The following is a 25,845-nucleotide window of genomic DNA, read 5'->3' as shown; positions in this document are numbered from 1 at the left end:
CCCGGAGTGACGGTTGTCGTGGACTCGGGCGAGACCACTCCACCGACGATCCGGGTGGTGAGAGGAACCCACGACGCCGTGCCGCTACTCCGCCACGGCATGGGAAGCCAGGAGGGCCTGGTCATCGTCGAGCGATCCGTCAATGGTCAGGCAGGTCTCATGCTCAGTCGAGATGGCAATGCGACTGCAGCGGTGAGCGTCGACTTCGCTGGAGAGCTCGTCAGCATGGTGTGGATCCGCCTTCACCCGGAGACTCAGCGCCACTGGAACACCGTGTAGCAGCCGGGCAGCGCCGCGAACGGGGCTCAGCGTCACATTCTCGATGGCTATCCGGTCTTAACCAGTGAGAGAGGAGACGATTGTGCGGAAGATCCTGATAGTCGGCGGAGGTTACGCCGGGTTCTACACGGCGTGGAAGCTGGAGAAGAAGCTCCGCCGTGACGAGGCGGAGATCACGATCGTCGATCCCCGCCCCTACATGACGTACCAACCGTTCCTGCCCGAAGTCGCGGCGGGATCCATCGAAGCCCGCCATGCGGCAGTTTCGCTGAGGAGTCATCTGCGGCGGACGAAGCTCATCTCTGCGACCGTCATCCGAATCGACCATGCGACCAAGACGGTCGTCGTTGCGCCGAAGGACGGACCGGAGTTCTCTGTCGGCTACGACATCATCGTTGTGACGGCCGGCGCCGTCACTCGCAAGTTCCCGATCCCTGGACTGAGTGACGAGGCGATCGGGCTGAAACACGTCGAGGAGGCCGTCGCGATTCGCGACCGCCTTCTGACGGCGTTCGACCGCGCATCCACCCTGCCCGTCGGTGCAGAACGGTCCCGCCTTCTGACGGTCACCGTCGTAGGCGGCGGGTTCTCCGGTGTCGAAGCATTCGCGGAACTGCTCTCGCTCGCGACCGCTCTGCTGAAGTCATATCCAGAGGTGAGTTTCTCGGAGATCGGGTTCCATCTCGTACAGGCCACTGACCGCATCCTTCCCGAAGTCACAGACAAGGCAGGAGCATGGGTCGTCCGCTCTCTCGAGGAACGCGGGGCGCACGTGCACCTCAGCAGCGAACTGTTGTCCGTCGATGGCGGTCATGTCATCCTGTCGACCGGGGAACGATTCGACTCGCACCTCGTCGTCTGGACGGCCGGAAACGCGGCCAACCCGATCGTGGCGAAGCACACCGACCTTCCGATCGACGCACGCGGCTCTGTGATCGTTCGCGCCGACCTCCGCGTCGGAACCGACGACGAACCGGTCGCAGACGCCTGGGCCGCCGGGGACGACGCGGCAGTTCCCGATCTCGCTTCGCCGGTGCCCGGCGCACGAACGGTACCCAACGCGCAGCACGCGGTGAGGCAGGGCAAGCACCTCGCCAAGAACATCGCGGCCAGCATCCACGGAGGGTCCACTCAGAACTACGTCCACCACAGTCTGGGTGTCGTGGCGACCCTGGGGATCGGCCGAGGGATCTTCCAATACCGGAACATCACTGTGACCGGTCTGCTCGCCTGGCTCATGCACCGCGGCTACCACGTACTGGCGGTGCCGACGTGGGAACGCAAAGTCCGGGTACTGCTCGTCTGGTTCTCGGCATTCTTGTTCGGACGCGACATCGTCTCCTTGCTCTCGGTTCAACATCCCCGGGAAGCATTCGTGCGCGGCGGTGTTCCGACGATCTCGATACCGCGGGTCGGAACTCTCGATGCCCGTTGACCGGCGTGCGCCGAGGCAGCCCTTCACCGATCGAGCAGCGCACCGGCTCGCGACGACGTCGCTGGGCGGCAGGCTGAGCTCCTTCGTCGGCGAACTGCGCCGCCGTCGTGTTCCACTGCACTGGACGAACATGTTCGGTGTGGTCTCGATGGCCTGCGTCGTCGTCATCTTCGTGACCGGTGTCTTCCTGACCTTCCTGTACGAACCGTCCAGCGATCCTGTCATCTACACCGGACCGTACGCCCCACTCGATGGCGCGACGATGTCCACGGCACTGCGGTCCACCATGAACATCTCATTCGAGGTCCAAGGCGGAATGCTCATGCGCCAAGCGCATCACTGGGCGGCGCTCCTCCTGCCGGCAACTGTGATCCTGCAGTTGCTCACCACGTTCTTCACCGGTGGTTTCCGCCGTCCCCGACGGCTCGGGTGGGTGCTCCTGTTCCTGATTCTCATCGTCGCGCTCGCCGGAGGATGGAGCGGCTACGCCCTCCCGGACGACCTGCTCTCCGGGACCGGGCTTCGCATCGTCGAAGGCATCGTGCTCGGCATACCCGTCGTCGGGACGTCCCTCGCATCGATTCTCTTCGGAGGCGAGTTCCCGGGGACAGTGATCGAGCGCCTGTACCCCATCCATGTCGCGGTGGTACCAGCCGCTCTGATCGTCCTCCTTGCCGCACGGATCCGGGTCGCGTGGTTGCGCAGACCAGCCCAATTCGCTGGTCCGGGACGAACGGAGAACAACGTAGTGGGCATCACCCTTCTGCCTGCAGCCGCCACACGAGCCTTCGGACTCTTCGCGATCGCCACCGGCATCCTCGTTCTCGTGTCTGCGACGGTGACGATCAGCCCATCGTGGCTGTACGGTCCATCATCGCCGGGAGACGCCTCGGCCGGCAGCCAACCCGATTGGTACACCGGCTTCCTCGACGGCGCCCTGCGTCTCGTGCCGCCGGGCTGGGAGCTCGAGTGGCTCGGACGCACGTGGACGCTCGCAATCCTGGTCCCACTGGCCGTCGTCAGCCTCTTCCTTCTGGTGATCGCGGCGTACCCGTTCCTGGAGGAATGGGTCTCGGGAGACAGCCGCGACCGCAACCTGCTCGACCGACCCAGAAACACTCCGAGTCGTACCGGAATCGGTGTCGCCGGAATCGTGTTCTTCGGAGCTCTCTGGGGAGCGGGCAGCGCCGACATCGCCGCCAGCCTCTTCCGGCTCCGCCTCGAGGACGTCGTCCACGTGTTCCAAGTGGTGGTCCTGGTGGGACCGATCCTCGGCTTCGTCGTGACCAGACGCGTCTGCCTCGCCTTGCAGAAGAAGGATCGCGAGGTGCTCCTGCACGGATTCGAAACGGGACGGATCGTACGACTCCCAGGCGGGGAGTACATCGAGACCCACCAGCCTGTCGACATCTACGAACGATGGATCCTCGTGAGCAGCAGCGCTTCGACCCCATATCGGGCTCGACCCGATGAACGAGGCCGCGTCCGGCCGGCGAACAGACTGCGGGCTCGCCTCTCGCGCTTCTTCTTCGCGGATGCGCTCGCGCCCATTGTTCCGAGCGAGCATGACCGAACGAGTGACGACGTCGTCATCGGAGCATCCGCCCAGGAGGCGACTACTCGGAGTGTTGAGGCGGCATGACTGCGCCGATTCAGCGCCTGCCGAGCCATCACACCCATCACGAAAGGTTCAACGCATGAGAATCGCCGTTGCCGGGGGAACCGGAGCCGTCGGACGACACGTTGCGGACATCGCACGTGCGCGAGGCCACGACGTTGTGGTGCTGTCCCGCTCGACAGGGATGGACCTGACGACAGGGCACGGACTTCCTGAGGCTCTCGCCGGAACCGAGACCGTCATCGACGTCGCCTCCATCGCCACCCAATCCGAGAAGCGGTCCCGAACATTCTTCGGTGATGTCACAAGGAACCTTCTCAAGGGTGAGGAGGATGCCGGCGTTCGCCATCACATCGCCCTGTCGATCGTCGGCAGCGACAAGGCACCGTTCGGCTACTACGCGGGCAAAGAGTTGCAAGAGCAGCTGGTGAGCGAAAGCCGGATCCCGTGGACCATTCAGCGTGCGACCCAGTTCCACGAGTTCGCACAGCAGCTCTACGGCCAGATCACGCTGGGTCCCATCAATCTCGTCCCGAAGATGCTCTCTCAGCCCATCGCCGCCCGGGAGGTCGCCGAACGCCTCGTCACCCAAGCGGAAGAACACATCATCGGGCGCCCCGCTGATCTCGCCGGCCCGGAAGTCCTGCGCATGGTGGACATGGTCAAGGCGTATGCAGTCGCGACGCACGCGACCGGGCCGATCGTCGAAGTGCCACTGCCGGGCGGCTTCGGCAAGGCAATGCGCGACGGAACGCTCACCGCCGGGCCCGGGGCCGATCTTGGTACCGAGACGTACGGTGACTGGCTTGCGACGATCGCCCGGACCTGACCTTCTCCGGCTCGCTCGGCCCGGTCGAGTGTCTGGAGCTGGCCGGCCACTCGCCGGGTCGCCGTCGGCAATCGACCGAGAACGTCGCTCCGGCTTCCCGGTAGCCTCGCCCTATGAGAGTCGTCCCGGACCGAGACATCAGCCGCAGCCGGGATCCGGGCACCGTGCGCGACGCAGCCGGTGGCATCGTCGCCCTCACGATCGCCACCTTCTTCGCCATCACGACCGAGATGCTCCCGGTCGGGGTATTGCCGGCGATGGGCAGGGACCTCGGTGTCACTGAGTCGATCGCCGGGTTGCTGGTCACCGTCTACGCCTTCATGGTCGCCGCGCTCGCCGTGCCGCTGACCTTGTGGACCCGACGGATGCCGCGCAAGATGCTCCTGATCGGAACGCTCGCAGCGTACGTCGCAGGCAACCTCGTCGTGGCGCTGGCTCCATCGTTCGCGGTGGTCGCGGCGGGACGAGCCCTGGGCGGTGTCGCGCACGCGCTGTTCTTCTCGCTGAGCATCGCCTACGGCTCTCGGCTCGTGCGCCCCGAGTACACGGGCCGCGCTCTCGCTCTCGTCACCGCCGGGGCATCGGCCGGGTTCGTCCTCGGGGTGCCACTGTCGACCGCGCTCGGCACGGCCGTCGGATGGCGCGTCGCCTTCGGAGTTCTCGCTGTCGGCTGCCTGGTCGCCCTCATCCTCGTGATCCTGCTGTTGCCTGCCGTCTCCATCGCTCCCGCTGCAGATCGAGACGACCCGGAGCGGCGCACCCGACGAGGGCGGCTCGCCGCAGTCTCCGTGACGAATGCGCTCGTCTATCTGGGTCAGTACACCGTCTACACCTACGTCGCCGTGATCCTGCTCGCCGCAGGCCTGTCGGCGGCAGGGATCGGACCGGTGCTGTTGGTGCTGGGTGGTCTCGGTCTGCTCGGCACCTGGTACGCCGGAATCACACTGGACCGTCGGCCACGGTCGAGCCTGATCGTCGTTCTCGTGGCGATGGCCGTCGGGCTCGTGGCGCTCGGGCTCGCCTTCCCCAGCCTGATCGGGGTGCTTGCAGCGACTGCGCTGTGGGGTGCCGGGTTCGGCGCTGTGGCCTCGAGTTTCCAGACAGCGGCGATCCGAACACGCGGAGCGACACCCGACATCATCGGCGCGCTCGTCAACACGACAGCGAACCTCGGCATCGGCGGGGGAGCAGCGCTCGGCGCGGTGGTGTTGGCGAGCGCAGGAATCGAGTGGTTGCCCTATCTCGGCGCTGCCCTGGTCGTGGCCGGAGTGGTCGTCGTCTGGGTTGCGCGGAGAGCGTTCCCACCCGCGCCCGACCACGGGTGACATCCACCTCGGCACCACGCGAGATACTGGATATCGATGTCGATCACCTCCGAACGAATCTCCATGGAGCCACTGACTCCGTCACTCGCTCGCCGGATCCTCGCCCGTGATGAACGGCCGGGCGATGCCTGGCACCCGGAGTATCCCTTGGCTGATGAGCTGGGGCCGCTACGCAATCTGGCCGCATCGCCGGCCGATGCCTCCGGCTTCACCATGTACCTCATCCGCCGGAACTCCGATGGTCTGGCCGTCGGAGGATTCGGGTTCTTCGGTCCGCCCGATGCCGACGGATGCGTCGAGTTCGGCTACGGGCTCGTCCCGGCTGCTCGCGGTGCCGGACTGGCGACGGAAGCGGTTCAAGCCGCGCTTGTTTTCGCAGGCGCGAATGGTGCCAGCCGTGCCAGGGCGGATACGACGATCGCCAACACCGAGTCGCAGCGCGTCCTCGAGAAGGCCGGCCTCTCGGAATCACGCCGAACCGACTCCACGATCTACTACGAACGCGAACTCAGCGCCCGCTAGCGGAGCGGCGAGCAGCCCTCATCACCGGTCTCGTCCCATGACGTCGGGCGTGACCATCGTCAGCACGATCACGACCAGCAGCCGTGTGCGACGATGGAGACCGAGATGAAGGAGCACCATGAGCAGATACGACGTCTCCACCGTGAAGGTCGGCACCTTGCTGGATGATCCGGATGCGGTTGCGATTCTGGAACGCATCGCGCCAGGCGTGTCATCCAACCCGATGATCGGACTTGCCCGGGGGATGAGCCTCGACGCGGCGCTGAGCGCTGCCGGCGGTCGGGTCGACGATGCCACCAAGCAGCGGCTGCGCGACGAGCTCAGCGCGCTGTAGAGCGCCGCACCAACACTTGTCCTGTGGAGACGCGGGGGTGAGCTGCGTCGCCGAAGACGGTCTAGCCGGAAGCGTCCGTATCTGCTGAACCCAGGGCCCAGCGCGTCGCGAGTGCTTCGGAGCCGCGCGCGAGGAGTGCGACGTCCGCGCCGACCAGGACGAAGGACGCCCCCGCATCGGCGTACGCGTCGGCGACCGCCGGGTCGAATGCATTGACTCCCACCGGCTTTCCCGCGGCTCGCACCGAATCGAAGGCAAGACGCACCGACCCGACCACGTCTGGATGCGTCTGGTGACCGAGCAATCCGAGCGAAGCGGCGAGATCCGATGGGCCGACGAACACCCCGTCGATGCCGTCGACCGCAGCGATGTCCGCCGCGTTGTCGACGCCCTCCGCCGTCTCGATCTGGACGAAGAGCGACACGTGGTCTTCGGCGTTCTGGAGGTAGTCGTCGACCCGATTCCATCGGCCGGAGCGTGCGAGCGCAGAACCGACACCGCGCTTACCCCGCGGCGGATACTGCACCGCTTCGACAAGTACGCGCGCCTCGGCAGCCGTCGACACCATCGGCACGAGGATGGTCTGCGCGCCGAGGTCGAGCACCTGCTTGATGGTGACGACGTCGCCGATGGGCACGCGCACGACCGGCGTGATCGGGTAGGACGCGACGGCCTGCAGTTGCGCGAGGACCGACTCGAGCCCGTTCGGCGAATGCTCCATGTCGATGAGCATCCAGTCCAGCCCGGAACCCGCGCAGATCTCAGCCACGAGCGGGGACCCGGAACACACCCAGATGCCGGCCAGCGGACGCGATGCGTCGGCGAGATCGTGGCGGAGAGTTGGCTTCAGACGAAGCGACATGTGATCGATCCCATCGGTCCGTAATCGCAGAGCACGACATCGCCACGCGAAACCCACATCGGGCGCGTGAAGGATCCGGCGAGGATGATCTCGCCGGCCTCGAGTCTGGTGCCGTGCTGGTGGAACTTGTTGGCGAGCCACGCGACACCGGTGGCCGGGTGATCGAGCACGCCGGCCGCGACGCCCGTCTCGGTGATCTCACCATTGCGGTACAGAAGCGCGGGAACCCAGCGCAGGTCGATCTCGTCGGGCCGCTTGTGCACATCGCCGAGCACCATGGCACCGTAGGCGGCGTTGTCAGCGATCGTGTCGATGATCGTTCGGCCCTCGAGCTCGATGTGCGAATTGAGCACCTCCAGCGCCGGGACGGCGTAGTCGATCGCCGCGAGCGCATCCTCGAGCGTGCAGTCCGGCCCTTCGAGGGGCGCCTTCAGCACGAACGCGAGTTCGACCTCGACGCGCACGTTGGAGAACCTGTCGACAGGGATCTCCGAACCGCTGGGGTGCACCGTGTCGTCGAACATGACGCCGTAGTCGGGTTCGGTGATCCCCGTCGCCTCCTGCATCGCCTTCGAGGTGAGGCCGATCTTCCGGCCGACGAGCGTGCGACCGGCCGCGATGTTCTTGTCGCGCCAGATCGCCTGGATCGCGTAGGAATCGTCGATGGTGGCCCCGGGATGCCGCGCGGTGATTCGTGGGATCACGCGGTTCGTCCGGTCGGCTTCGGCGAGCTCGTCCGCGATCGACGCGATGGTTTCAGCCTGGAGCATCCGATTCTCCTCTCGTGATCACGTTATCGGCGGTCAGAGCTGATTCCCGAGCTTGTATTCGCCCTGCTTCCACTCCGGCATCGACGCCTCGCCTTCGTCGGGCCGGGTGTAGGAGAAGCCATCTGCTCCGATGGTGACGGCCATCTCGGAGGCATCGGTGCGGGCCACCACGGGCTGCGGGTTGCCGTCGAGATCGAGCACGAGCGAGGCCTCGGTGTACCACGACGGAACGACGGGATTGCCCCACCAGTCGCGCCTCTGATTGTCGTGCACGTCCCAGGTGATCACCGGATTGTCGGGATCGCCCGTGTAGTAGTCCTGCGTGTAGATCTCCACCCGATGGCCGTCCGGGTCGCGAAGGTAGAGGTAGAAGGCGTTGGAGACTCCGTGGCGTCCTGGCCCGCGTTCGATCGCGTCCGAGCGGCGGAGGGCACCGAGCTTGTCGCAGATCGCGAGGATGTTGTGCTTCTCGTGCGTGGCGAAGGCGACGTGGTGCATCCGTGGTCCGTCGCCGCCGGTCATGGCGGTGTCGTGCACGGTGGGCTTGCGACGCATCCACGCGGCGTAGACGGTGCCTTCGTCATCCTGGATGTCTTCGGTGACGCGGAAGCCGAGGTCCTGCATGAACTTCACTGCTCGGGGAACGTCTGGGGTCACCTGGTTGAAGTGGTCGAGGCGCACCAGCTCTCCGGGGGTGTGCAGGTCGTAGCGCCAGGACAGTCGTTCGACGTGTTCGGTCTGGAAGAAGAACTCGTACGGGAAGCCGAGCGGATCCTCGACTCGGACGGAATCGCCGATCCCCTTGGTGAAGCCCTCGGCACGGCGCTCGATCCGGCAGCCGAGCTCCGTGTAGTAGGCGACGGCCTTGTCGAGGTCTTCGGCTGCACGCACCCGGTAGGAGAACGCGGCGACGGCCGCGATGGCGCCTTGACGCAGCACCAGGTTGTGGTGGATGAACTCCTCCGTCGAGCGCAGGTAGACGGCATCGGAATCCTCCTCCGTCACGTGCAGCCCGAGCACGTCGACGTAGAACTGGCGGGATGCGGCCAGGTCGGTCACGACGAGTTCCATGTAGGCGCAGCGCAGGATGTCCGGCGGCGAGGACTTCGGCGTCGCGACGGGGTTGTCGGTCTGGATGGGGGCTTCCTGCGACACGGAGAAACCCGAGGAGGTGAGCGTCTTGGTGGTCTTGTCAGTCATTGCAGCGTCCTTGCTGGTGGTCTGGATGAGGGGAGGGAGACGCCGCCCAGTCGCTCGCGAACGCGCGACCACGATCGGGCGGCTCGGCTACTGCTTGCCGAATGTCGGATTGTGGACGTCGCCGAGGGTGATGTGCACGGCCTGCTGGTCGGTGTAGAAGTCGATGGATCGGTAGCCGCCCTCATGCCCGAGGCCAGAGGCCTTGACGCCGCCGAACGGCGTGCGCAGGTCGCGCACGTTGTTCGAGTTGAGCCACACCATGCCGGCCTCGACGGACTGCGAGAAGTTGTGGGCCCGCTTCAGGTCATTCGTCCAGATGTAGGCCGCCAGGCCGTACTTCGTGTTGTTCGCCAGCGCCAGGGCATCAGCGTCGGTGTCGAATGGCGTGATCGCCACGACGGGCCCGAAGATCTCCTCCTGGAAGATGCGGGCGTCGGCAGGCACGTCGGCGAACACTGTGGGGGCGACGAAGTTCCCGAACTCGAAGCCGTCCGGTTGTCCGCCTCCTGCCACGAGGCGTCCCTCGCCCTTGCCGATCTCGATGTAGCCCATGACCTTGTCGAAGTGTTCGGGATGCACCAGGGCTCCGACCTCCGTGGCGGGGTCGTGCGGGTAGCCGACCTTCACGCGCTTCGCCTGCGCTGCGTAGCGATCGACGAACTCGTCGTAGACGTCGCGCTGGACGAGGATGCGGGAGCCGGCCGTGCAGCGCTCGCCGTTGAGGGAGAAGACGCCGAAGATCGTCGCGTCCACTGCTGCCTCCAGGTCGGCGTCGGCGAAGACCACTGCGGGGCTCTTCCCCCCGAGCTCCATGGAGAGGCCCTTCAGATACGGTGCGGCGTTGCCGAAGATGATCTGGCCGGTCCGGCTCTCACCTGTGAACGAGATGAGCGGAACATCCGGATGCTTCACGAGGGCGTCGCCGGCATCCTCGCCGAGGCCGTTGACGAGGTTGAAGACACCCTTCGGAAGCCCGGCTTCCTCGAAGATGCCGGCCCACAGCGATGCCGACAGCGGGGTGAACTCGGCGGGCTTCAGGACGACCGTGTTTCCGCTGGCGAGGGCCGGGCCGAGCTTCCATGATTCGAGCATGAAGGGCGTGTTCCATGGGGTGATCAGCCCCGCGACGCCGATCGGCTTGCGATTGACGTAGTTGATCTGGCGGCCGGGCACCTTGAAGGTGTCATCCGCCTGCGCGACGATCAGGTCGGCGAAGAACCGGAAGTTCTCCGCCGCGCGGCGCGCCTGGCCGAGGGCCTGCGTGATCGGCAACCCGGAGTCGAACGATTCGAGTTCAGCCAGCCGGGCATCGCGCGTCTCGACGATGTCGGCGATGCGGTGCAGGATCCGGGATCGTTCGCGTGGCAGCATCCGCGGCCACGGTCCTTCTCTGAATGCTCGGGTGGCTGCGGCGACGGCGAGGTCGATGTCGGCCTTCTTGCCGGCGGCCGCCTGCACGTACACCTCGTTCGAGACCGGCTCGAGCACGTCGAAGGTGTCGCCGTCGACCGAGTCGACGAACTCGCCATCGATGTAGTGCCGGATGCTCGATGGCAGGTCGGCGGGCACGTGGCGCTGGTCCAGGGCAGGGCTTGTTTCGGTCATGGTCTCTCCTAGGGGCGGTTCAGAATGCCGGCAGGCCGAGGGCCTCATCGGGATGCTCGTGGATCATGTAGGCGTCCAACGTCGCGGAACGGTGACGGCGGGCCGCCTTCTCGATCTCGCCGAGAGGTGCGCCTGTCTCGATCAGGACGAGGATGTTCTCGTGTTCGCGCACCGACTCCTGCGCCCGGCCGGGCACGAAGCTGAACGTCGAATCACGGAGGTGCCCCAGACGCGCCCACTCCGAGTCCACGAGTTCGAGCATGCGCGGGTTGGCGCACTTGGCGAACAGGACGGAGTGGAACTGCTGGTTGAGCGCGGTGAACGCGCGTGGCTCGAAGTGGTCGAGGCGCGCGATCATGAGCTCGTTGATCTGCCGCGCCTCACGCACGTCGTCAGCGGTCAAGCGGCGCGCGGCCAGGGCGGTGGCGGTTCCCTCGAGGATGCTGAGCGCCTGCATGCTGAATCGATACTGGGTGTCGTCGACCATCGAGACGTGCGCGCCGACGTTGCGCTCGAACGTCACGAGGCCTTCGGCCTCGAGCTGACGGATCGCCTCGCGAACCGGGACGACACTCATGTTGAGCTCGCCCGCGATGGTGCCGAGGACGAGCCTGTAACCGGGGGTGAACTCGTGGTTGGTGATGCGTTCGCGAACCCACTGGTAGGCGAGTTGGGACTTGCTGAACGCGGTGGCCGTCAACTCGCACCCCGCTCGGATTCGTAGTGGGCACGCCATTCAGCGTTGAGTGGGAAGAGGCCGTCGACCGGGTTCCCCTCGGCGACACGGGCGGCGATCCACGCGTCCTCGTCTTCCTGCGCCAGGGCCGCGTCGGCGACCTCCTCGGCGATGCCCGGTGGAATGACGATCACTCCGTCGGCGTCACCGACGATGACGTCGCCCGGCTGAACGGTCGTGCCCCCACAGGCGATCGTCACGTCGACGTCCCACGGGACGTGCTTGCGTCCCAGAACGGCGGGATGGGCGCCGGCGGAGTAGACGGGGATGCCCACAGCGGCGACGGCGTCCGCGTCGCGTACGCCGCCATCGGTGACGATGCCCGCCGCCGCCCTGGCGTGAGCGCGCAGTGCGAGGATGTCGCCCAGGGTGCCCGAGCCCGTCTCGCCGCGGGCCTCGATGACGATCACCTCACCCTCCGCGACGGCATCGAACGCGCGCTTCTGGGCGTTGTATCCACCGCCGTGCGAGGCGAAGAGGTCTTCGCGATTCGGGACGAATCGGAGGGTCTTCGCCGTCCCGATGAGCTTCGACTCGGGGTGCAGGGCGCGAACGCCGTCGATCGTCACGTTGTTCAGGCCGCGTTTGCGCAACTGCTGGGAGAGCCCGGCAACCGGTGCCTTCTCGAGCTTCGCCCTCAGGGTCGGAGTCAGCCCCACGGATGCATCCGGCAGCCCGGCGCGTTCTCTCGATCCCCACGCCTCCTCGCGCTGGGTGTCGTCGACGGACGGAAGCGAGCCGACGGAGGGGTCGAAGGCGGGCTGCCCGGCCTGGGTGACCGTCGTCCTCAGCCGTCCGGAGGACATGCCTGAAACCGGAGAGTCGACCTCGACCTCGACGACGTCGCCCGGGACGATGACCGTGGAGCCGGCCGGCGTTCCCGTCAGGATGATGTCGCCCCGCTCCAGCGTGAAGTGCTGCGACAGGTCGGCGACGAACTGGGCGAGTGGGAACAGGAGACCCGCCGTCGAGTCCTCCTGGACGAGCTCGTCGTTGACCCACGTGCGCAGCCTTAGCTCGGAAGGATCAACAGCTCGAGCGTCGATCAAGGTCGGGCCGATCGGAGTGAAGCCGTCGCCGCCCTTCGACCGGACGTTCGAGCCCTTGTCGTTCGCGCGAAGGTCGTAGAGGCCGAGGTCGTTCGAGGCCGTGACCCATCCGACGTGGTTCCATGCCTCGTCGAGGCTCACATGGCGGGCGTCGGTCCCGATGATGAGAGCGACCTCGCCTTCGAAGGCGAGAAGCTCGGTGCCGGCGGGGCGCTCGACGGTGCCGCCCGACGCAGCCACCGAGCTCGAGGGCTTGAAGAAGTAGGACGGAGCGGACGGTCGACGGCCGCGCTGTTCGGCACGCGAGACGTAGCTCAGGTGCACCGCGATGATCTTACCGGGACGGACAGGAAGCGCGGAGTATCGCGGGTCTGTGCCCACCGCCTCGGTGTCTCTATCGATCGTCATGAGCTCCCTCGCCCTTGCGTTGTATCTGAAATCGTATATTATCGTGGGTGTTCGAGCAAGCAGCGATCGAGAGAGCGACTGCGAGTGATCGAACCGAGACAGAGCCGTCGAACTGACACAGGAGTCACCCCGGATGAGCGCACCACGATCAGAAGGTTTCACCGCAACGGGAACCATCGCAACTCATACCGACCGCCGACGCGTCGTCTTCGCGACGATCGTCGGAACAACCGTCGAGTGGTATGACTTCTTCATCTACGCCACGGCGGTCGGGCTGGTCTTCGGCCAGCTCTTCTTCGCACCTCTGGGAGCCGACAGCGCCATCCTCGCCTTCGCGACTGTGGGAGTGAGCTTCCTGTTCCGTCCGCTCGGCGCATTCCTCGCCGGTCATTTCGGCGACAAGTACGGGCGCAAGACAGTGCTGATGTGGACGCTCATCCTGATGGGCGCGTCGACCGCGCTGATCGGCCTGCTGCCCACCTACGAGGCGATCGGAATCGCTGCGCCGATCCTGCTCGTCCTTCTCCGCATCCTGCAGGGCGTCTCCGCGGGTGGCGAGTGGGGCGGCGCCGTGCTGATGGCGGTCGAGCACGCCCCCCGGACTCGGCGCGGTGTCTTCGGTGCATCTCCCCAGATCGGGGTTCCGCTCGGTTTGCTCCTCGCCTCGGGCGTGATGGCCCTCATGACGATCATCGCTCCCGGTGACGCGTTCCTCCAGTGGGGATGGCGTGTTCCCTTCCTGCTGAGCGTCGTGCTGATCCTTGTGGGCTACTACGTGCGTCGGAAGGTGGAGGAGAGCCCGGTGTTCACCGAGCTCGCCGAGCGCAAGGAGAAGGCACGGATGCCGATCGTGCAGCTGTTCAAGAAGCACACCCTCCTCGTTGTCATCGCCGCCCTCGTGTTCGCCGGCAACAACGCCGTCGGCTACATGACCACGGGCGGGTTCATCCAGGGCTACGCCACCAACCCCGACGGACCGCTGGCGCTCGAGCGTGGGCCGGTTCTCTGGGCGGTCACCGGATCCGCCGTGACGTGGCTGCTGTCCACGCTCCTGGCGGGGTGGGTGTCAGACCGCATCGGGCGTCGCTCGACGTACATCATCGGTTGGATCCTTCAGCTGGTCGGTGTCTTCACCCTGTTCCCGCTGGTGAACAGCGGCAACATCGGACTCCTCTTCGCCGGCCTCGCGATCCTGACGATCGGGCTCGGGTTCACGTACGGTCCGCAGGCGGCGCTGTACACGGAGCTCTTCCCCGCCTCGATCCGCTTCTCCGGCGTCTCCATCTCCTACGCCATCGGCGCGATCGTCGGTGGTGCCTTCGCTCCGACCATCGCCACGGCGCTCGTGCAGGCGACGGGCAGCACCCTCTCGGTCACCTGGTACCTCGCGGGAATGACCGTGATCGGACTCATCGCCACCCTGCTCCTCCGCGACCGGAGCGGCATCCCGCTCGGTCCGGATCACGAGGATGAGCAGGCGATCAGCCCGATCCGCGGCCTCGCCCGCGCGTAGCCATCGACGAGAAGGAAACAGCATGCAGTTCCACCATCACGGCTACGTGTCGGGCGACCCGCGCATCGCGGCGCCCGCGGGCACGGGGATCGATCGGCCGAGCGAGATCCCCGATGAGATCGACGTGCTGATCGTGGGGTCGGGACCGGCAGGGATGCTGCTCGCGGCCCAGATGTCGCAGTTCCCGGCGGTCTCGACGCGCATCATCGAGCGCCGCGGGGGACGGCTTCCCCTCGGGCAGGCCGACGGAATCCAGCCGCGGAGCGTCGAGACGTTCCAGGCATTCGGATTCGCGGAGCGGATCATGGCCGAGGCGTACAACATCGCCTACATGAACTTCTGGAACCCGGATCCGGAGAACCCGCAGAACATCGTCCGCACCAGCCGCACCGAGGACTACGGGTACAAGATCAGCGAGTTCCCGCACCTCATCGTCAATCAGGCGCGCGTGCTCGACTACTTCGCGGAAGCAGCGGCGAACGGTCCGGGGCGCATCGTGCCGGATTACGGCGTCGAGTTCATCGGACTCACCGTGCACCCGGAGGGCGAGTTCCCCGTTGAAGTGCGCCTCCGGTACGTGGAAGGCGAGCGAGCCGGCGAAGAGCGCACCATCCGCACCAGGTACGTCGCCGGGTGCGACGGGGCCCGCAGCGGTGTCCGCGAGGCGATCGGCCGAACGCACGTCGGGGGCGCGTCATTGCACGCGTGGGGCGTCATGGACGTGATGGTGAACACCGACTTCCCCGACTGGCGCACCAAGTGCGCCATCAATTCGACGGCGGGAAACATCCTCCACATCCCGCGCGAAGGCGGATACCTGTCCCGCGTCTACGTCGATCTCGGCCCCGTGGCAGAAGACGATGACCACAGGGTCCGGCTCACCCCGATCGACGAGATCATCCGGAAGGCGAACGAGATCCTTCACCCCTACACGCTCGACGTGAAGGAGGTCGCCTGGCACAGCGTCTACGAGGTCGGCCACCGGGTGACCGACGGGTTCGACGACGTCGCAGACGGGTCGGAGCGCGCCCCACGGGTCTTCCTCACCGGCGACGCCTGCCATACCCACAGCGCCAAGGCAGGCCAGGGTATGAACGTGTCCATGCAGGATGGTTTCAACCTCGGCTGGAAGCTCGGCGCCGTGCTCACCGGACGCAGTCCGGACACGCTGCTGGCCAGCTACTCAGCGGAGCGGCATCCTGTGGCGCAGCAGCTCATCGATTTCGACCGTGAATGGTCCTCGCTCATGGCGCGCAAGCCTGAAGAGATCTCCGACCCGCAAGACCTGGCGACCTACTACCTCGCGACTGCGGAGTTCCCATCCGGATTCATGACCCGGTACGAGCGGTCCGAGATCGTCGGGGACGCCGCACACCAATCGCTCGCAGAAGGGTTTCCCATCGGGAAGCGCTTCAAGTCCTCCGAGGTGACGCTCGTCGCAGATGGCAACGCAGTTCACCTCGGCCACCACGCGAAGGCTGACGGACGGTGGCGCCTCTACGCCTTCGCCGATTCACCCGCCGCCGGTCAACGCTCGGCGCTCACGGCCTGGGCGGAATGGATCTCGTCGTCACCTGAGTCGCCGCTCGTCCGGTACACGTCCCCGGACGAAGACATCGACGCCGTCTTCGACGTGAAGGTGATCTACCAACAGGCGTACGACGATGTCGACATCGCCGCGGTGCCATCGATCTTCCGGCCCCAGACGGGACCGCTCGGCCTCATCGACTGGGAGAAGGTCTTCGCCGCGGCACCGAGCGCCTGGACGAGCACTGACATCTACGAGGATCGCGCACTCTCCCGCGACGGAGTCGTCGTGGTCGTGCGTCCGGATCAGTACGTCGCCGCGGTGCTGCCTCTCCAAGCCACAGACGCGCTGGCCGCGTTCTTCGCGCAGTCGATGGTTCAGGCGAGCTGAGCCGCCGCGGAATCACGACGTCGCGCCGGCGTCACGGTCCGGAGGTGTGTCAGGCGATCATCCGGTCTCACGAGTCTGGTGGAGGAAGCGGCGGAGTGACGCGTAGCGGTACTCCTGATAGAGGCCGTGCAGGACCGCGAGCAGCGCGGCCGTTCCGAGCCCGATGAGGATCGACGGAGTGGATCGCGCGGTGGATTGAACGACGATGATGGCCACGCCGGCGCCGGCCACCATCGAGTTCACGACCGCGATCGCAGTCGCCGTGGTGAAGAACACTCCTATCCATGACTGTCGGTGGCCGATCGGCAGCATCTCGTTCGGTCCGTGGGGTCCCATCGGACGGGGGAAGTACTTCGCCGCCCCCGGCAGGGTCGTGGAGTAGACGGCGCGGATTCGTTGGATGGCGTCGAGTGCCGCGACATCCTCGAGGGAGGTCTCGACGAGTCGCTCGTAGGTGAAGATGCCGAGCAGGAAGACCACCGGAATGATGACCATCAGAAAGCCGAGCGCGTAGTCGGTGCGAGCAAGGAACCCGAACGCGACGAGGCCGCTCGACAGGGTCGTCAGATACAGCGCCGCACGGCTGCTGGCCTCGCTCACCGTGATGCCGCGGGCGGATTCGAGTACGAAGTGCTCGTTCATCAAGGCGCTGTAGAAGGCGCCCGCTCGGTCGGTCAGTGCTTCGATGGCCTCATCCGCGGTCGGCAGATCGTCGGGCCTGGACGGTTGCGGCGCACCGAGCGCCTGCTCATCGGTCACTCGGCGCCGCCTCCCTCACGGAGAAGAGGTTTCCGAAGGGGTCGAGCAGCTGGCACAGCCGTTCACCGGTGAACACGGTCTTCGGGCCCCTGTGGGCGATCGCGCCGTGGGCGGTCCAGTCCGCGACGAACGCGTCGACGTCGTCGATGGTCCAGTAGGGGCTGGTTCCCGCGGGCCCGGGCGAGTTGAGCTCGTCCTTCTGATGCAGGGTCAATCTCGTTCCGTCGAGGTCGAAAGCCACCAGCGCTCCTCCGCGCACGACCGGTTGGCGGTCGAGCCGTGCCGTGTACCAGTCCACTGCAGCATCGAGGTCATCGACGAAATAGAACACGTTCCCGACCCCGCTGAACGCCGCGCCGGTCATGCCGGAGCTGCCGAGAAGACGTCGTGCAGGAAGGCGAGTGACGGCCGGATGGCCGCATCCGTGTACCCCTCGGCGTGATGCGTGCCGGGGATCAGCTGGAGCGTGCTCGCTATGCCGGCATCCGCCAGCGCCATCTGCATATTTCGAGCATCGCTGACCGGTACGAATTCCGCCAACGAGTTGGCGAGGAACACCGGACCGCCCTGGGGTGACGCGTGTCGCGAGGTCGAGGCCTGGGTCAGCAATGACCGGTCGCCCCCGACTTCGCTGAGGATCGTCCAGCGCAGGAACGCGTCGTTGCGGCCGGTCTGATTGATGTCGGCGCTCTTCATCGCGTCGAGGTCTTGCGAGGTCTGAGTGGCGGGGAGGTCGTCCGTCTGCTCGACGATGCCGAGGAGGTCGAACATCCCCGACCAACTCACCGCGGGCCGGCCGGTGGCTATGCTCGCCTCCACGGCGAGGTTGCCGCCCGCAGACCCGCCGAAGAAAGCGAGTTTGTTGCGGTCGAACACCCAGTCCGATGCGAGAGCCCATCGCGCTGCGGCAAGCACGTCGTCCCTGCTGGCCGGGAAGGTGGCGTCTGGAGCCTCCCGATAGTTCGGGGCGAACACGATGTAGCCGGCGTCGACCAGCATCGTGGCGAGCGACGGCTCCTTGCTCTTGTCGCCGCGGAACCAACCGCCGCCGTGGATCAGGATGATGGCTGCTCGAGCCGCATCCTGTTCGGCCGACAGGTCCCGACTGTAGACGTCGAGCAACAGGGACACCGACCCGGCTGTTCCATACTCGACATCGAGAACTGATGACTGCTCGTCCGACATGGGGCCCCTCTCCGGCGCGCAGCGATCGGAGCGGCGCTAAGCAGAGCCTAGGGCTCGCGTGACCCGGTAGGGCTGAGCATCCACCGAGCACTCTGGTCGCGGCGATGAATGACGTCCGTCAACGAGTGCCCGGGCGCTGGGCACCGCTCGTGGTGGAACGGCCACGGCTGGAAGGATGGTCGCGAATTCGGTGTCGGAGCCACGGGGGAGGATGGCGGGGTGCGGGTCTTCACATTCCTCGTCGCGGCTGTGCTGTCGCGCATCGCAGCGGCGGGTGGGGTCGTCGTCTTCCCGATCCTGGCGTTGCGCGAGCTCGACGACCTGTCCGCAGGAGCGGTGCTCGTCGCGGCGGCCCTGGCTCCGACGGTGGTGTTCTCGCCGCTGGTCGGCGCCGTGCTCGACTCGACCAGGCATCCGCGGCTCTATCTCTTCGGGGCCGGCGTGGTCTCGGCCGGCGGGTACGCCACGGCAGCTTTGCTCGGATTGGTGCCGTTCGGCGTCGTCGTGCTCGCGCTGGTCGCGGCGGGCTGCGCGACGCCCGTGCTCATGGGCGGGTTGTCGAGCTTCGTCACCGGGCTGATCGCGCCGGAACGCACGGCGTACGCCACCGACACCCTCGCGTACAGCATCGCCGGTGTCGGTGGCCCGGCACTGTGCTCTGCCATCATCGCGATCGCCTCTCCGCGCTGGGCGGCGCTCGCGCTCGCAGCCGCAGGCCTCGTGGGAGCCGTCGTGATGCTCGCGCTCCGGCCGAAGGCGCACTCCCACGGGAGGTCGGACGGACTGTGGACGCGGATGACGCAGGGCGCCGTCTACCTCGTGCGGCATCGACCGCTCCTGCTCGTGACAGCATCCAGCACCCTCACGCAGATCGGAGCCGGTGCCTTCCCGATCGCGGCCGTCGTGTTCTCGCTGCAACACTGGCAGCAGGCCGAGACCGGCGGATGGATCGTCACGGCATTCTCCATCGGCACCCTCGTGAGCGCCGTCGCCGTTGCGATCCGGCCGATCGACAAGCTCCCTCCCGCCCGCGTGATGGCGTGGGGCTTCGCCCTGACCGGAGTGCTCACCGCTCTCAGCGCCCTCGATGTCTCCCTCGCGTGGACGATCGTCCTCGTCGGGATGTCCGGCCTGTTCTCGGCGCCGAGCATCGCGGCGATGTTCGAGCTGCGCACGATGAACAGCGTCGCCTCCGTGCGCGCCCAGGTCTTCACCGTCGGATCCGGACTTCGAGCCGCCGCCGGCGCGCTCGGGGCGGCGCTCATAGCGCCCTTCGTGGGAATCGATGGTGCCGTACTCCTCACGCTCGTCGGGCTGATCTGGCTCGCCTCGGCGGCCATCATGCTCCCGTACCGGACAGCGTCGGCAGCCGTGGTCGCCGCCTGATCCCTGATACGAAGCGCGAGCGGATGGAACGTCCACACCCGGCTTCGGTCTAGGCTCGGCGCAACCGCTCCTTCACTCGCGTTGCTTGCTCCGGAGGTTCCCGCCATGGCGACGATGACGATGATCCCGCGCACGGGTCGAAAGGTGCAGTGGCTCGAGCTCTTCTTCGACCTGGTGATCGTGGCCTACATCGGCCAGATCGCTCACACGATGCACGGCGATCCCTCGTGGATCGACGGGATCGCCTTCGCAGGGTTCCTGGCCGCCGCCTGGTGGGCCTGGGTGAACGCGACGATCACCATGAACCTGTTCGGTGCACGCGTGACGGCTTCGATCTGGATCTCCGTCACCATCGCCATGGTCGCGATCGGGGTGATGGCGGCTGCGATCCCGGATGCACTCGGCGATCGAGCGGGCGCATTCGCGTTCGGCAACGCATTGATCCGGGTGATCTGGGCCGTGCCGTGGTTCATGAGCCGCAGAACGATCGGCCTGCCGTGGTGGCGTTCGGTTCTCTACAGTGGCGTTCCGGCTGTGCTGTGGCTGGTCTCGATGGTGGTGGCGCCGCCGTGGCAGTACGCGATCTGGGCAGCCGCCGTGGCGGTCGAGGTCGTGCTGCTGAGCTTCCTGGACAGCCACCAAGTGCTGCTGCGAGATGCCCTCGACGTGAACCACCTCGCCGAACGCGTGGGACTGCTCGTCGTGATCGTGTTCGGCGAGTCGATCCTGACCATCATCGCCGAGCTCGACTCGCACTGGGTCTGGTCGTCGGGCCTCGCCGCAGTCCTGGGCTTCGCAGCCGTATCGATGCTGGCCTGGATCTACTTCACCTACGCCGCCTCGGCCGCCGAGCACGGACTGCAGAAGCTGCAGGCCCGGGGGAGCGTCGGCGCCATCCGAGACACGGTGATGTACCTGCCGTTCCTGCTGGTCGCAGGCATCACGCTCTTCGCTTCAGCACTCGGCACGGCGGTCGCCGACGCCGGCCACCATCTTCCATCGGGCGCAGCGGTGGCGCTGAGTGCCGGCATCAGTCTCTTCTTCGTGGCGAACGCGGCCGAGTCCCTTCGGTACGGTGCTCCGTGGCGCAGCATCGCCGCCTGGGCGCCGGCCGGCATCCTGTTGCCCTGGGCGCTCGTGCCCCTTTCTGCACAGCTGTCGGCTGAAGCGTTGGTCGCGGCATCTGCCGGAATCATCGCCATCGTCCTCGCGTTGACCGCTGCCAACGCACGACGGATCCGGCACGACGACGCAGCGCCCGGGCGGACGTGACGCGCTGACACGGTGATGCGCCCAGTGATTCTCGCTGGTGATACCCCTCGGGGGTATAGTATCGAAGCATGAACGGATACGCGGGCAACAAGGATGACCTTCTGAAGCGGCTCAGCCGCGCTGAGGGACAGGTGCGCGGGATCGCCCGCATGGTCGAGAACGACAAGTACTGCATCGACATCCTCGACCAGGTCTCCGCTGCGACCCGTGCACTGGAGAAGGTGGCGCTGTCCCTTCTCGCCGACCACCTGTCGCATTGCGTCGCCGAGGCGACCGCTGAGGGAGGGCCTGTTGCCGAAGCGAAGATCCGAGAAGCGAACGAGGCCATCGCCCGCCTGGTCCGTTCCTGACACCCAGAACCGAGAGGACGCCATCATGAGCACGAACGAACGCATCGACCTCGGTCTGACTGATTCCGCCTCCGGATGCAGCTGCTGCTCCACGGCATCCACCGCCGACACGCCGGTCGCCGCCTCCACGACGAGCCAGGACGTGCTGGTGGACGGCATGACCTGCTCGCACTGCGTCATGAGCGTGACCGAGGAGATCTCGGCGATCGACGGGGTCGAGAATGTGTCGGTCGACCTGAACGCCGGCGGCAGCTCGCGTGTCACCATCCACAGTGGTCTGCCGATCGACGCTGCGCGTGTGCGCGCTGCCGTGGAGGAGGCCGGGTACACCGTGGGTGGCAGCCCGGCATGAGCATCGTCGACGTCGAGCTCGAGATCTCGGGCATGACCTGCGCGTCGTGCGCGACGAGGATCGAACGCAAGCTGAACAAGCTGCCCGGAGTCGAAGCCACAGTCAATTACGCGACCGAGAAGGCCCGCGTTCGAGCTGACGGCGTCGAGACGGGGGAGCTGATCGCGGCCGTCGAGGCCGCCGGCTACTCGGCAGTCCTTCCAGCACCGATCGCGATGGAGGAAGCGACGACCGCCCCATCCGAGGTCGACCCCGAGCTGGTGTCGCTGCGGCAACGGCTGCTCATCAGCACCGCGTTGGCGGTGCCCGTTGCCCTGATGTCGATGATCCCGTTGTTGCAGTTCACCTCCTGGCAGTGGCTGGCCCTGACTCTGGGCGCCCCGGTCGCCGTGTGGGGCGCCTGGCCCTTCCACCGCGCCGCCTTCGTGAATGCCCGCCATGGTGCCGCGACCATGGACACCCTGATCAGCGTCGGGGTGATCGCCGCCTTCGGCTGGTCGCTCTACGCGCTGTTCTTCGGGACGGCCGGCATGCCGGGCATGCACATGACCTTCACGCTGTTCGGCAGCCCGGAAGCGGGCAGCGGCGAGATCTACCTCGAGGTCGCCGCCCTGGTGACGGTGTTCATCCTCGCCGGTCGATACGCGGAAGCCCGGGCCAAGAAGTCCTCCACCGAAGCTCTGCGTGCCCTCCTGCATCTCGGGGCGAAGGATGCGACGCGCCTGGTCGGGGGCATGGAACAGGTGGTTCCGGTGGCCCAGCTGATGGTCGGCGACCGGGTGGTCGTGCGACCGGGGGAGAAGGTCCCCTCTGATGGCCTTGTGCTGGAGGGCGCATCCGCGATCGATGCGAGCATGCTGACCGGCGAGTCGGTACCCGTCGAGGTGGCCGTCGGTTCCCGCGTGGTCGGAGCCACCGTGAATGTCGGTGGCCGCCTGGTCGTGGAGATCACCCGGATCGGCGCCGACACCGAACTCGCGCGGATGCAGCGACTCATGGACGAAGCCCAGACCGGCAAGGCGAAGGCGCAGCGCCTGGCTGATCGCGTCTCCGCAGTGTTCGTTCCGATCGTGATCGTCCTGTCGCTGGTGGCACTCGGGGGCTGGCTGCTGGTCGGCGCTTCGCTGGAGGTCGCGTTCACCGCGGCAGTGGCGACGTTGATCATCGCGTGCCCCTGCGCGCTGGGCCTGGCGACGCCGACGGCGCTGCTGGTCGGCACCGGCCGCGGTTCGCAGCTGGGCATCCTGATCCGCGGACCCCAGGTGCTGGAGCAGACGCGCCAGGTCGACACCATCGTGCTGGACAAGACCGGCACCGTGACCCACGGCGCCATGACCGTCACGGCCGTCTCGCCGGCATCCGGCATCACCCCGCAGGATCTGCTCCGCACCGCGGTCGGGGTCGAGTGGGGGTCGGAGCATCCGGTGGCTCGTGCCATCGTGAGCGCCGGTGGCGACACCCCGCCGCAGGCCGAGTCGTTCCTGTCGCACGCTGGATTCGGCGTGCAGGCCGTCATCGACAGGTCCCTCGTCGTCGCCGGGCGCCCCGGCTGGATCGAGGACCAGTGGAGCGTCTCCACACCGCTCGACCACCGCAGGGAGGCCGACACCCTCGAGGCAGCCGGTGCCACGGTGATCGCGGTGGCCCGCGACGGCGTGTTCCTCGGCATCATCGCGGTCTCCGACACCATCAAGTCGACGAGCGTCGAGGCGATCGCCAGGTTCCGCGCCCTGGGTCTGTCACCGGTGCTGCTCACCGGCGACAACGCCGGCGCCGCTCAGCACATCGCAGCCCAGGTCGGGATCGACGAGGTGCATGCCGACGTCACGCCCGCCGGAAAGCTCGACGCGATCCGTCGCCTTCAGGCCGCGGGCCGGGTCGTCGCCATGGTCGGCGACGGCGTGAACGACGCCGCCGCACTTGCGGCCGCCGACCTGGGAGTCGCCATGGGCGGTGGCACCGACGCAGCGATCGCGGCCAGCGACATCACGATCGTCTCGGGCGACCTGCTCGTGGTCGCGGATGCCATCCGGCTGGCTCGCCGCACTCTCGGCACCATCAAGGGCAACCTGTTCTGGGCCTTCGCCTACAACATCGCCGCGATCCCGATCGCGATGCTCGGGTTGCTGAACCCGCTGGTCGCCGCAGCCGCGATGGCGCTCTCCTCCGTCTTCGTGGTCACCAACAGCCTCCGCCTGCGCGGCTTCCGCTCCCAGCCGGCCTCTGCCGCTGCGGCGGTGGCGGCAGGCCGCCTCACTCCGCAACCGGCCTGAGTCGCCGCGCGCCTCGTAGGCTGCATCCATGTCGTCGGAAGTCGAAACCGCCTACTCGCACCGAGCTGCCGAGTATGTGGAGAAGTTGAGTTCCACGTCGTCCGCCCATGCGTCAGACCTCCAACTGATCACAGCGTGGGCGGCAGAGGTGGACGGGCCGATCCTGGATGCGGGATGCGGGCCAGGCCACTGGACCGCCCACCTCGTCGATCAGGGATACGACGCCCGGGGGCTGGACCAGGTGCCCGAGTTCATCGACCACGCCCGCGAGAGCTTCCCGCACGTGGCGTTCGAGCGGGGCAGCATCGACCGGCTGCCCGACGCCACGGGCAGTGTCGGCGGCATCCTGGCCTGGTACTCCCTGATCCACGATGAACCGCCGGCCCTCCGCGCTGCACTCCACGAGTTCTCCCGTGTCCTTCGACCGGACGGCCTGCTTCTGGTGGGCTTCTTCACCGGGCCGGCCGTCGAACCATTCGACCATGCGGTGGTCACCGCCTACCGGTGGCCCCCCGAGGCCCTCGCGGCCGAGTTGCAGGCGGCCGGCTTCGAGGTGATGGAGACGCACACCCGAACGGGTCGAGACCCGAAGCCGCGACCGCACGGGGCGATCATCGCCCGGAAACGGAAGGCCGCCAACTCCTGATCCGCCCGCTCAACGGAGGGGGTTGTCGCTCCAGCGACGTCGTGACGTCGGCGCTACCCTGCGTGGCCCGGCTCGAGGTAGCTGAAGCGGTCCGGTGCATCTCCGCGGATCTCGGCCCGGACTTCGTCCGTGAGGATCAGACCGGCGTTACTGCTCGCGGACTCCTTGAGCACGTCGAGCCAGGATTCGTTGATGTCGGGGCGTGCCGTTCGCTCGTACGTGAAGCCGATGGGAATCGACGCATCGATCCACACGCTGCTCGCGACGATCCCGGGAGCCTCGTGATCATGCCAGGTCAGGAAGAAGCCCTCCCCGACACGCAGCTTCGAACTGATGACGATCTGCAGGTGCGCCAGCACCCGGTCGTGGAACCAGACCGCACCGACTGCTGGATGAATGAACCGTCCCACGACACCCTCCTCCGTTGAGTCGACGTTCCTCGAACCGAGTCGACGTCGTGCGGACCCGGATGGATCCGTCCCACCACGAGAGTAGCTAACCCGGTTACGGAGATGCATCCGTTCTGGCGAAAGAGCTCCGTACCGACCCGCGAGGGAATGCACGTCCGGGTGACAGAAGGCGACCATGCACAGGTAGAACTGTAACGTCTGTTACAGTTCTACCATGACGATTGATACCGAATTCGCCTGGCTGCTGGTCATTCCTCGCGTGCCGAGTGAGCCGTCGCGACATCGCGTCGCGGTGTGGCGCGAGCTGCGCAGGCTCGGCGCCGTTCCCGCGGCATCCGGAGCGTGGGCGATCCCGGATCTCCCCGCATTCACCGAACCGCTGCCGGACCTCCGCTCTCTTGCCGAGAGGGGCGGCGGCTCGCTCACCGTGCTGAGGGTGGAGTCGCACGGGGACGACGACGTCGCGTCTCTGGCCGACGCGTTCATCGCCACCCGAACCGACGAATGGCACGAGTTCATCGCCGACTGCGGCAAGTTCGAGGGCGAGATCGATCGCGAGATCGCGAAGGAGAAGTTCACCTTCGGCGAGCTGGAGGAGGAGGAGCAGAGCCTGGAGCGGTTGCGGCGGTGGCACCGCGACCTCCTGCGGCGGAACCCCATCGACCTCGAGATCGGAAGAGACGCCACGAGGCGGCTCGACGACGTGACCGAGCGACTGTCGGGCTACTCGGAACTGGTCTTCGCGGCGAACCTGCCGACCGCAGCGGAATCCTGACGCGCGGGGGTCCGTGGACCAGGAACACGGGCGG

Annotated in this window: 26 protein-coding genes; 16 read left to right on the top strand and 10 right to left on the bottom strand. The window is 66.8% G+C overall.

What is annotated here, in order from left to right; translation table 11 throughout:
- Positions 1-57: 57 nt before the first annotated feature.
- The 7 genes from ASC59_RS08095 to ASC59_RS08065 all read left to right on the top strand — a co-directional run bounded on the left by ASC59_RS08095 (position 58) and on the right by ASC59_RS08065 (position 6,342).
- Entirely contained in the window at positions 58-279 is a 222-nt protein-coding gene (locus tag ASC59_RS08095; protein WP_157487956.1) for a hypothetical protein, read from the top strand.
- A gap of 82 nt (positions 280-361) precedes the next feature.
- The gene (locus ASC59_RS08090; RefSeq protein ID WP_055820596.1) at positions 362-1,714 is read left to right on the top strand and encodes an NAD(P)/FAD-dependent oxidoreductase; all 1,353 of its coding nucleotides are present in this window, start codon (positions 362-364) and stop codon (positions 1,712-1,714) included.
- Entirely contained in the window at positions 1,704-3,356 is a 1,653-nt protein-coding gene (gene qcrB / locus ASC59_RS08085) for a cytochrome bc1 complex cytochrome b subunit (protein ID WP_055820593.1), read from the top strand. Before ASC59_RS08090 ends, qcrB begins: the two co-directional genes overlap by 11 nt.
- 55 nt (positions 3,357-3,411) lie before the next feature.
- The gene (locus ASC59_RS08080) at positions 3,412-4,161 is read left to right on the top strand and encodes an SDR family oxidoreductase (RefSeq protein ID WP_055820591.1); all 750 of its coding nucleotides are present in this window, start codon (positions 3,412-3,414) and stop codon (positions 4,159-4,161) included.
- Between the two features lie 113 nt (positions 4,162-4,274).
- Positions 4,275-5,486 carry an MFS transporter gene (locus tag ASC59_RS08075; protein WP_055820588.1) on the top strand — a complete coding sequence of 404 codons (1,212 nt, stop codon included), beginning with the start codon at positions 4,275-4,277 and terminating at the stop codon, positions 5,484-5,486.
- 36 nt (positions 5,487-5,522) lie between these two features.
- Positions 5,523-6,008: a GNAT family N-acetyltransferase gene (locus ASC59_RS08070; RefSeq protein WP_055820585.1), complete on the top strand. Its 486-nt coding sequence runs from the start codon at positions 5,523-5,525 to the stop codon at positions 6,006-6,008.
- 118 nt (positions 6,009-6,126) lie between these two features.
- Positions 6,127-6,342 carry a hypothetical protein gene (locus ASC59_RS08065; RefSeq protein WP_055820583.1) on the top strand — a complete coding sequence of 72 codons (216 nt, stop codon included), beginning with the start codon at positions 6,127-6,129 and terminating at the stop codon, positions 6,340-6,342.
- Between the two features lie 61 nt (positions 6,343-6,403).
- On the opposite strand, the gene ASC59_RS08060 is transcribed toward ASC59_RS08065, so the two are convergent.
- From ASC59_RS08060 to ASC59_RS08035, 6 genes are all read right to left on the bottom strand, one after another.
- A complete protein-coding gene (locus tag ASC59_RS08060) occupies positions 6,404-7,204 on the bottom strand; it encodes an HpcH/HpaI aldolase family protein (RefSeq protein WP_055820580.1) in 801 nt (266 codons plus the stop codon).
- Entirely contained in the window at positions 7,189-7,974 is a 786-nt protein-coding gene (locus ASC59_RS08055) for a 2-keto-4-pentenoate hydratase (RefSeq protein ID WP_055820578.1), read from the bottom strand. The genes ASC59_RS08060 and ASC59_RS08055 overlap by 16 nt, the downstream gene beginning before the upstream one ends.
- Positions 7,975-8,007: 33 nt before the next feature.
- The gene (gene hpaD / locus ASC59_RS08050; RefSeq protein ID WP_055820575.1) at positions 8,008-9,174 is read right to left on the bottom strand and encodes a 3,4-dihydroxyphenylacetate 2,3-dioxygenase; all 1,167 of its coding nucleotides are present in this window, start codon (positions 9,172-9,174) and stop codon (positions 8,008-8,010) included.
- Positions 9,175-9,261: 87 nt separating this feature from the next.
- Positions 9,262-10,779, bottom strand: coding sequence for a 5-carboxymethyl-2-hydroxymuconate semialdehyde dehydrogenase (gene hpaE, locus ASC59_RS08045; RefSeq protein ID WP_055820572.1), 1,518 nt, complete (start codon positions 10,777-10,779; stop codon positions 9,262-9,264).
- A 19-nt stretch (positions 10,780-10,798) separates the two neighbouring features.
- Positions 10,799-11,515: a GntR family transcriptional regulator gene (locus ASC59_RS08040; RefSeq protein WP_055820569.1), complete on the bottom strand. Its 717-nt coding sequence runs from the start codon at positions 11,513-11,515 to the stop codon at positions 10,799-10,801.
- On the bottom strand, positions 11,476-12,972 hold the full coding sequence (locus tag ASC59_RS08035; RefSeq protein ID WP_055820566.1) for a fumarylacetoacetate hydrolase family protein: 1,497 nt from the start codon (positions 12,970-12,972) through the stop codon (positions 11,476-11,478). Before ASC59_RS08035 ends, ASC59_RS08040 begins: the two co-directional genes overlap by 40 nt.
- Before the next feature lie 133 nt (positions 12,973-13,105).
- Here ASC59_RS08035 and ASC59_RS08030 point away from each other — a divergent pair, with 133 nt between their 5' ends.
- A complete protein-coding gene (locus ASC59_RS08030) occupies positions 13,106-14,485 on the top strand; it encodes an MFS transporter (protein ID WP_055820564.1) in 1,380 nt (459 codons plus the stop codon).
- A 22-nt stretch (positions 14,486-14,507) separates the two neighbouring features.
- Positions 14,508-16,403 carry an FAD-dependent monooxygenase gene (locus ASC59_RS08025; RefSeq protein ID WP_055820560.1) on the top strand — a complete coding sequence of 632 codons (1,896 nt, stop codon included), beginning with the start codon at positions 14,508-14,510 and terminating at the stop codon, positions 16,401-16,403.
- Between the two features lie 57 nt (positions 16,404-16,460).
- Here ASC59_RS08025 and ASC59_RS08020 read toward each other — a convergent pair whose 3' ends face one another.
- Genes ASC59_RS08020 through ASC59_RS08010 form a run of 3 tightly spaced genes read right to left on the bottom strand, consistent with a single transcriptional unit; the run spans position 16,461 to position 18,347 of the window.
- Positions 16,461-17,162, bottom strand: coding sequence for a hypothetical protein (locus ASC59_RS08020; protein WP_055820556.1), 702 nt, complete (start codon positions 17,160-17,162; stop codon positions 16,461-16,463).
- Positions 17,152-17,526 (bottom strand): VOC family protein, encoded by a 375-nt coding sequence (locus tag ASC59_RS08015; RefSeq protein ID WP_055820553.1) that lies wholly within the window; start codon positions 17,524-17,526, stop codon positions 17,152-17,154. The genes ASC59_RS08020 and ASC59_RS08015 overlap by 11 nt, the downstream gene beginning before the upstream one ends.
- Positions 17,523-18,347, bottom strand: coding sequence for an alpha/beta hydrolase (locus ASC59_RS08010; protein ID WP_055820550.1), 825 nt, complete (start codon positions 18,345-18,347; stop codon positions 17,523-17,525). Before ASC59_RS08010 ends, ASC59_RS08015 begins: the two co-directional genes overlap by 4 nt.
- Positions 18,348-18,566: 219 nt before the next feature.
- On the opposite strand from ASC59_RS08010, the gene ASC59_RS08005 reads away from it, so the two are divergent.
- From ASC59_RS08005 to ASC59_RS07980, 6 genes are all read left to right on the top strand, one after another.
- The gene (locus ASC59_RS08005; RefSeq protein ID WP_157487955.1) at positions 18,567-19,733 is read left to right on the top strand and encodes an MFS transporter; all 1,167 of its coding nucleotides are present in this window, start codon (positions 18,567-18,569) and stop codon (positions 19,731-19,733) included.
- Between the two features lie 105 nt (positions 19,734-19,838).
- The gene (locus tag ASC59_RS08000) at positions 19,839-21,005 is read left to right on the top strand and encodes a low temperature requirement protein A (protein WP_055820544.1); all 1,167 of its coding nucleotides are present in this window, start codon (positions 19,839-19,841) and stop codon (positions 21,003-21,005) included.
- Between the two features lie 68 nt (positions 21,006-21,073).
- Positions 21,074-21,355, top strand: a complete 282-nt coding sequence (locus tag ASC59_RS07995) for a metal-sensitive transcriptional regulator (protein ID WP_055820541.1) — start codon at positions 21,074-21,076, stop codon at positions 21,353-21,355.
- Positions 21,356-21,380: 25 nt separating this feature from the next.
- Positions 21,381-21,707, top strand: a complete 327-nt coding sequence (locus ASC59_RS07990; RefSeq protein ID WP_055820538.1) for a heavy-metal-associated domain-containing protein — start codon at positions 21,381-21,383, stop codon at positions 21,705-21,707.
- Positions 21,704-23,980 (top strand): heavy metal translocating P-type ATPase, encoded by a 2,277-nt coding sequence (locus tag ASC59_RS07985; protein WP_055820535.1) that lies wholly within the window; start codon positions 21,704-21,706, stop codon positions 23,978-23,980. The genes ASC59_RS07990 and ASC59_RS07985 overlap by 4 nt, the downstream gene beginning before the upstream one ends.
- A 28-nt stretch (positions 23,981-24,008) precedes the next feature.
- Complete coding sequence (locus ASC59_RS07980; RefSeq protein WP_055820532.1) at positions 24,009-24,626, top strand: class I SAM-dependent methyltransferase; 618 nt, start codon at positions 24,009-24,011, stop codon at positions 24,624-24,626.
- A gap of 53 nt (positions 24,627-24,679) precedes the next feature.
- On the opposite strand, the gene ASC59_RS07975 is transcribed toward ASC59_RS07980, so the two are convergent.
- Positions 24,680-25,036, bottom strand: coding sequence for a DUF7882 family protein (locus ASC59_RS07975; protein ID WP_055820529.1), 357 nt, complete (start codon positions 25,034-25,036; stop codon positions 24,680-24,682).
- A gap of 214 nt (positions 25,037-25,250) precedes the next feature.
- Between ASC59_RS07975 and ASC59_RS07970 the strand changes: the two genes are divergently transcribed.
- On the top strand, positions 25,251-25,811 hold the full coding sequence (locus tag ASC59_RS07970; RefSeq protein WP_055820527.1) for a Chromate resistance protein ChrB: 561 nt from the start codon (positions 25,251-25,253) through the stop codon (positions 25,809-25,811).
- The last annotated feature ends 34 nt before the right edge of the window (positions 25,812-25,845 follow it).

It is taken from the genome of Leifsonia sp. Root1293 (assembly GCF_001425325.1).
Lineage (GTDB): Bacteria > Actinomycetota > Actinomycetes > Actinomycetales > Microbacteriaceae > Orlajensenia.
Note: the sequence above shows the minus strand (reverse complement) of the source record. Positions and strands in the feature narration are given on the sequence as shown.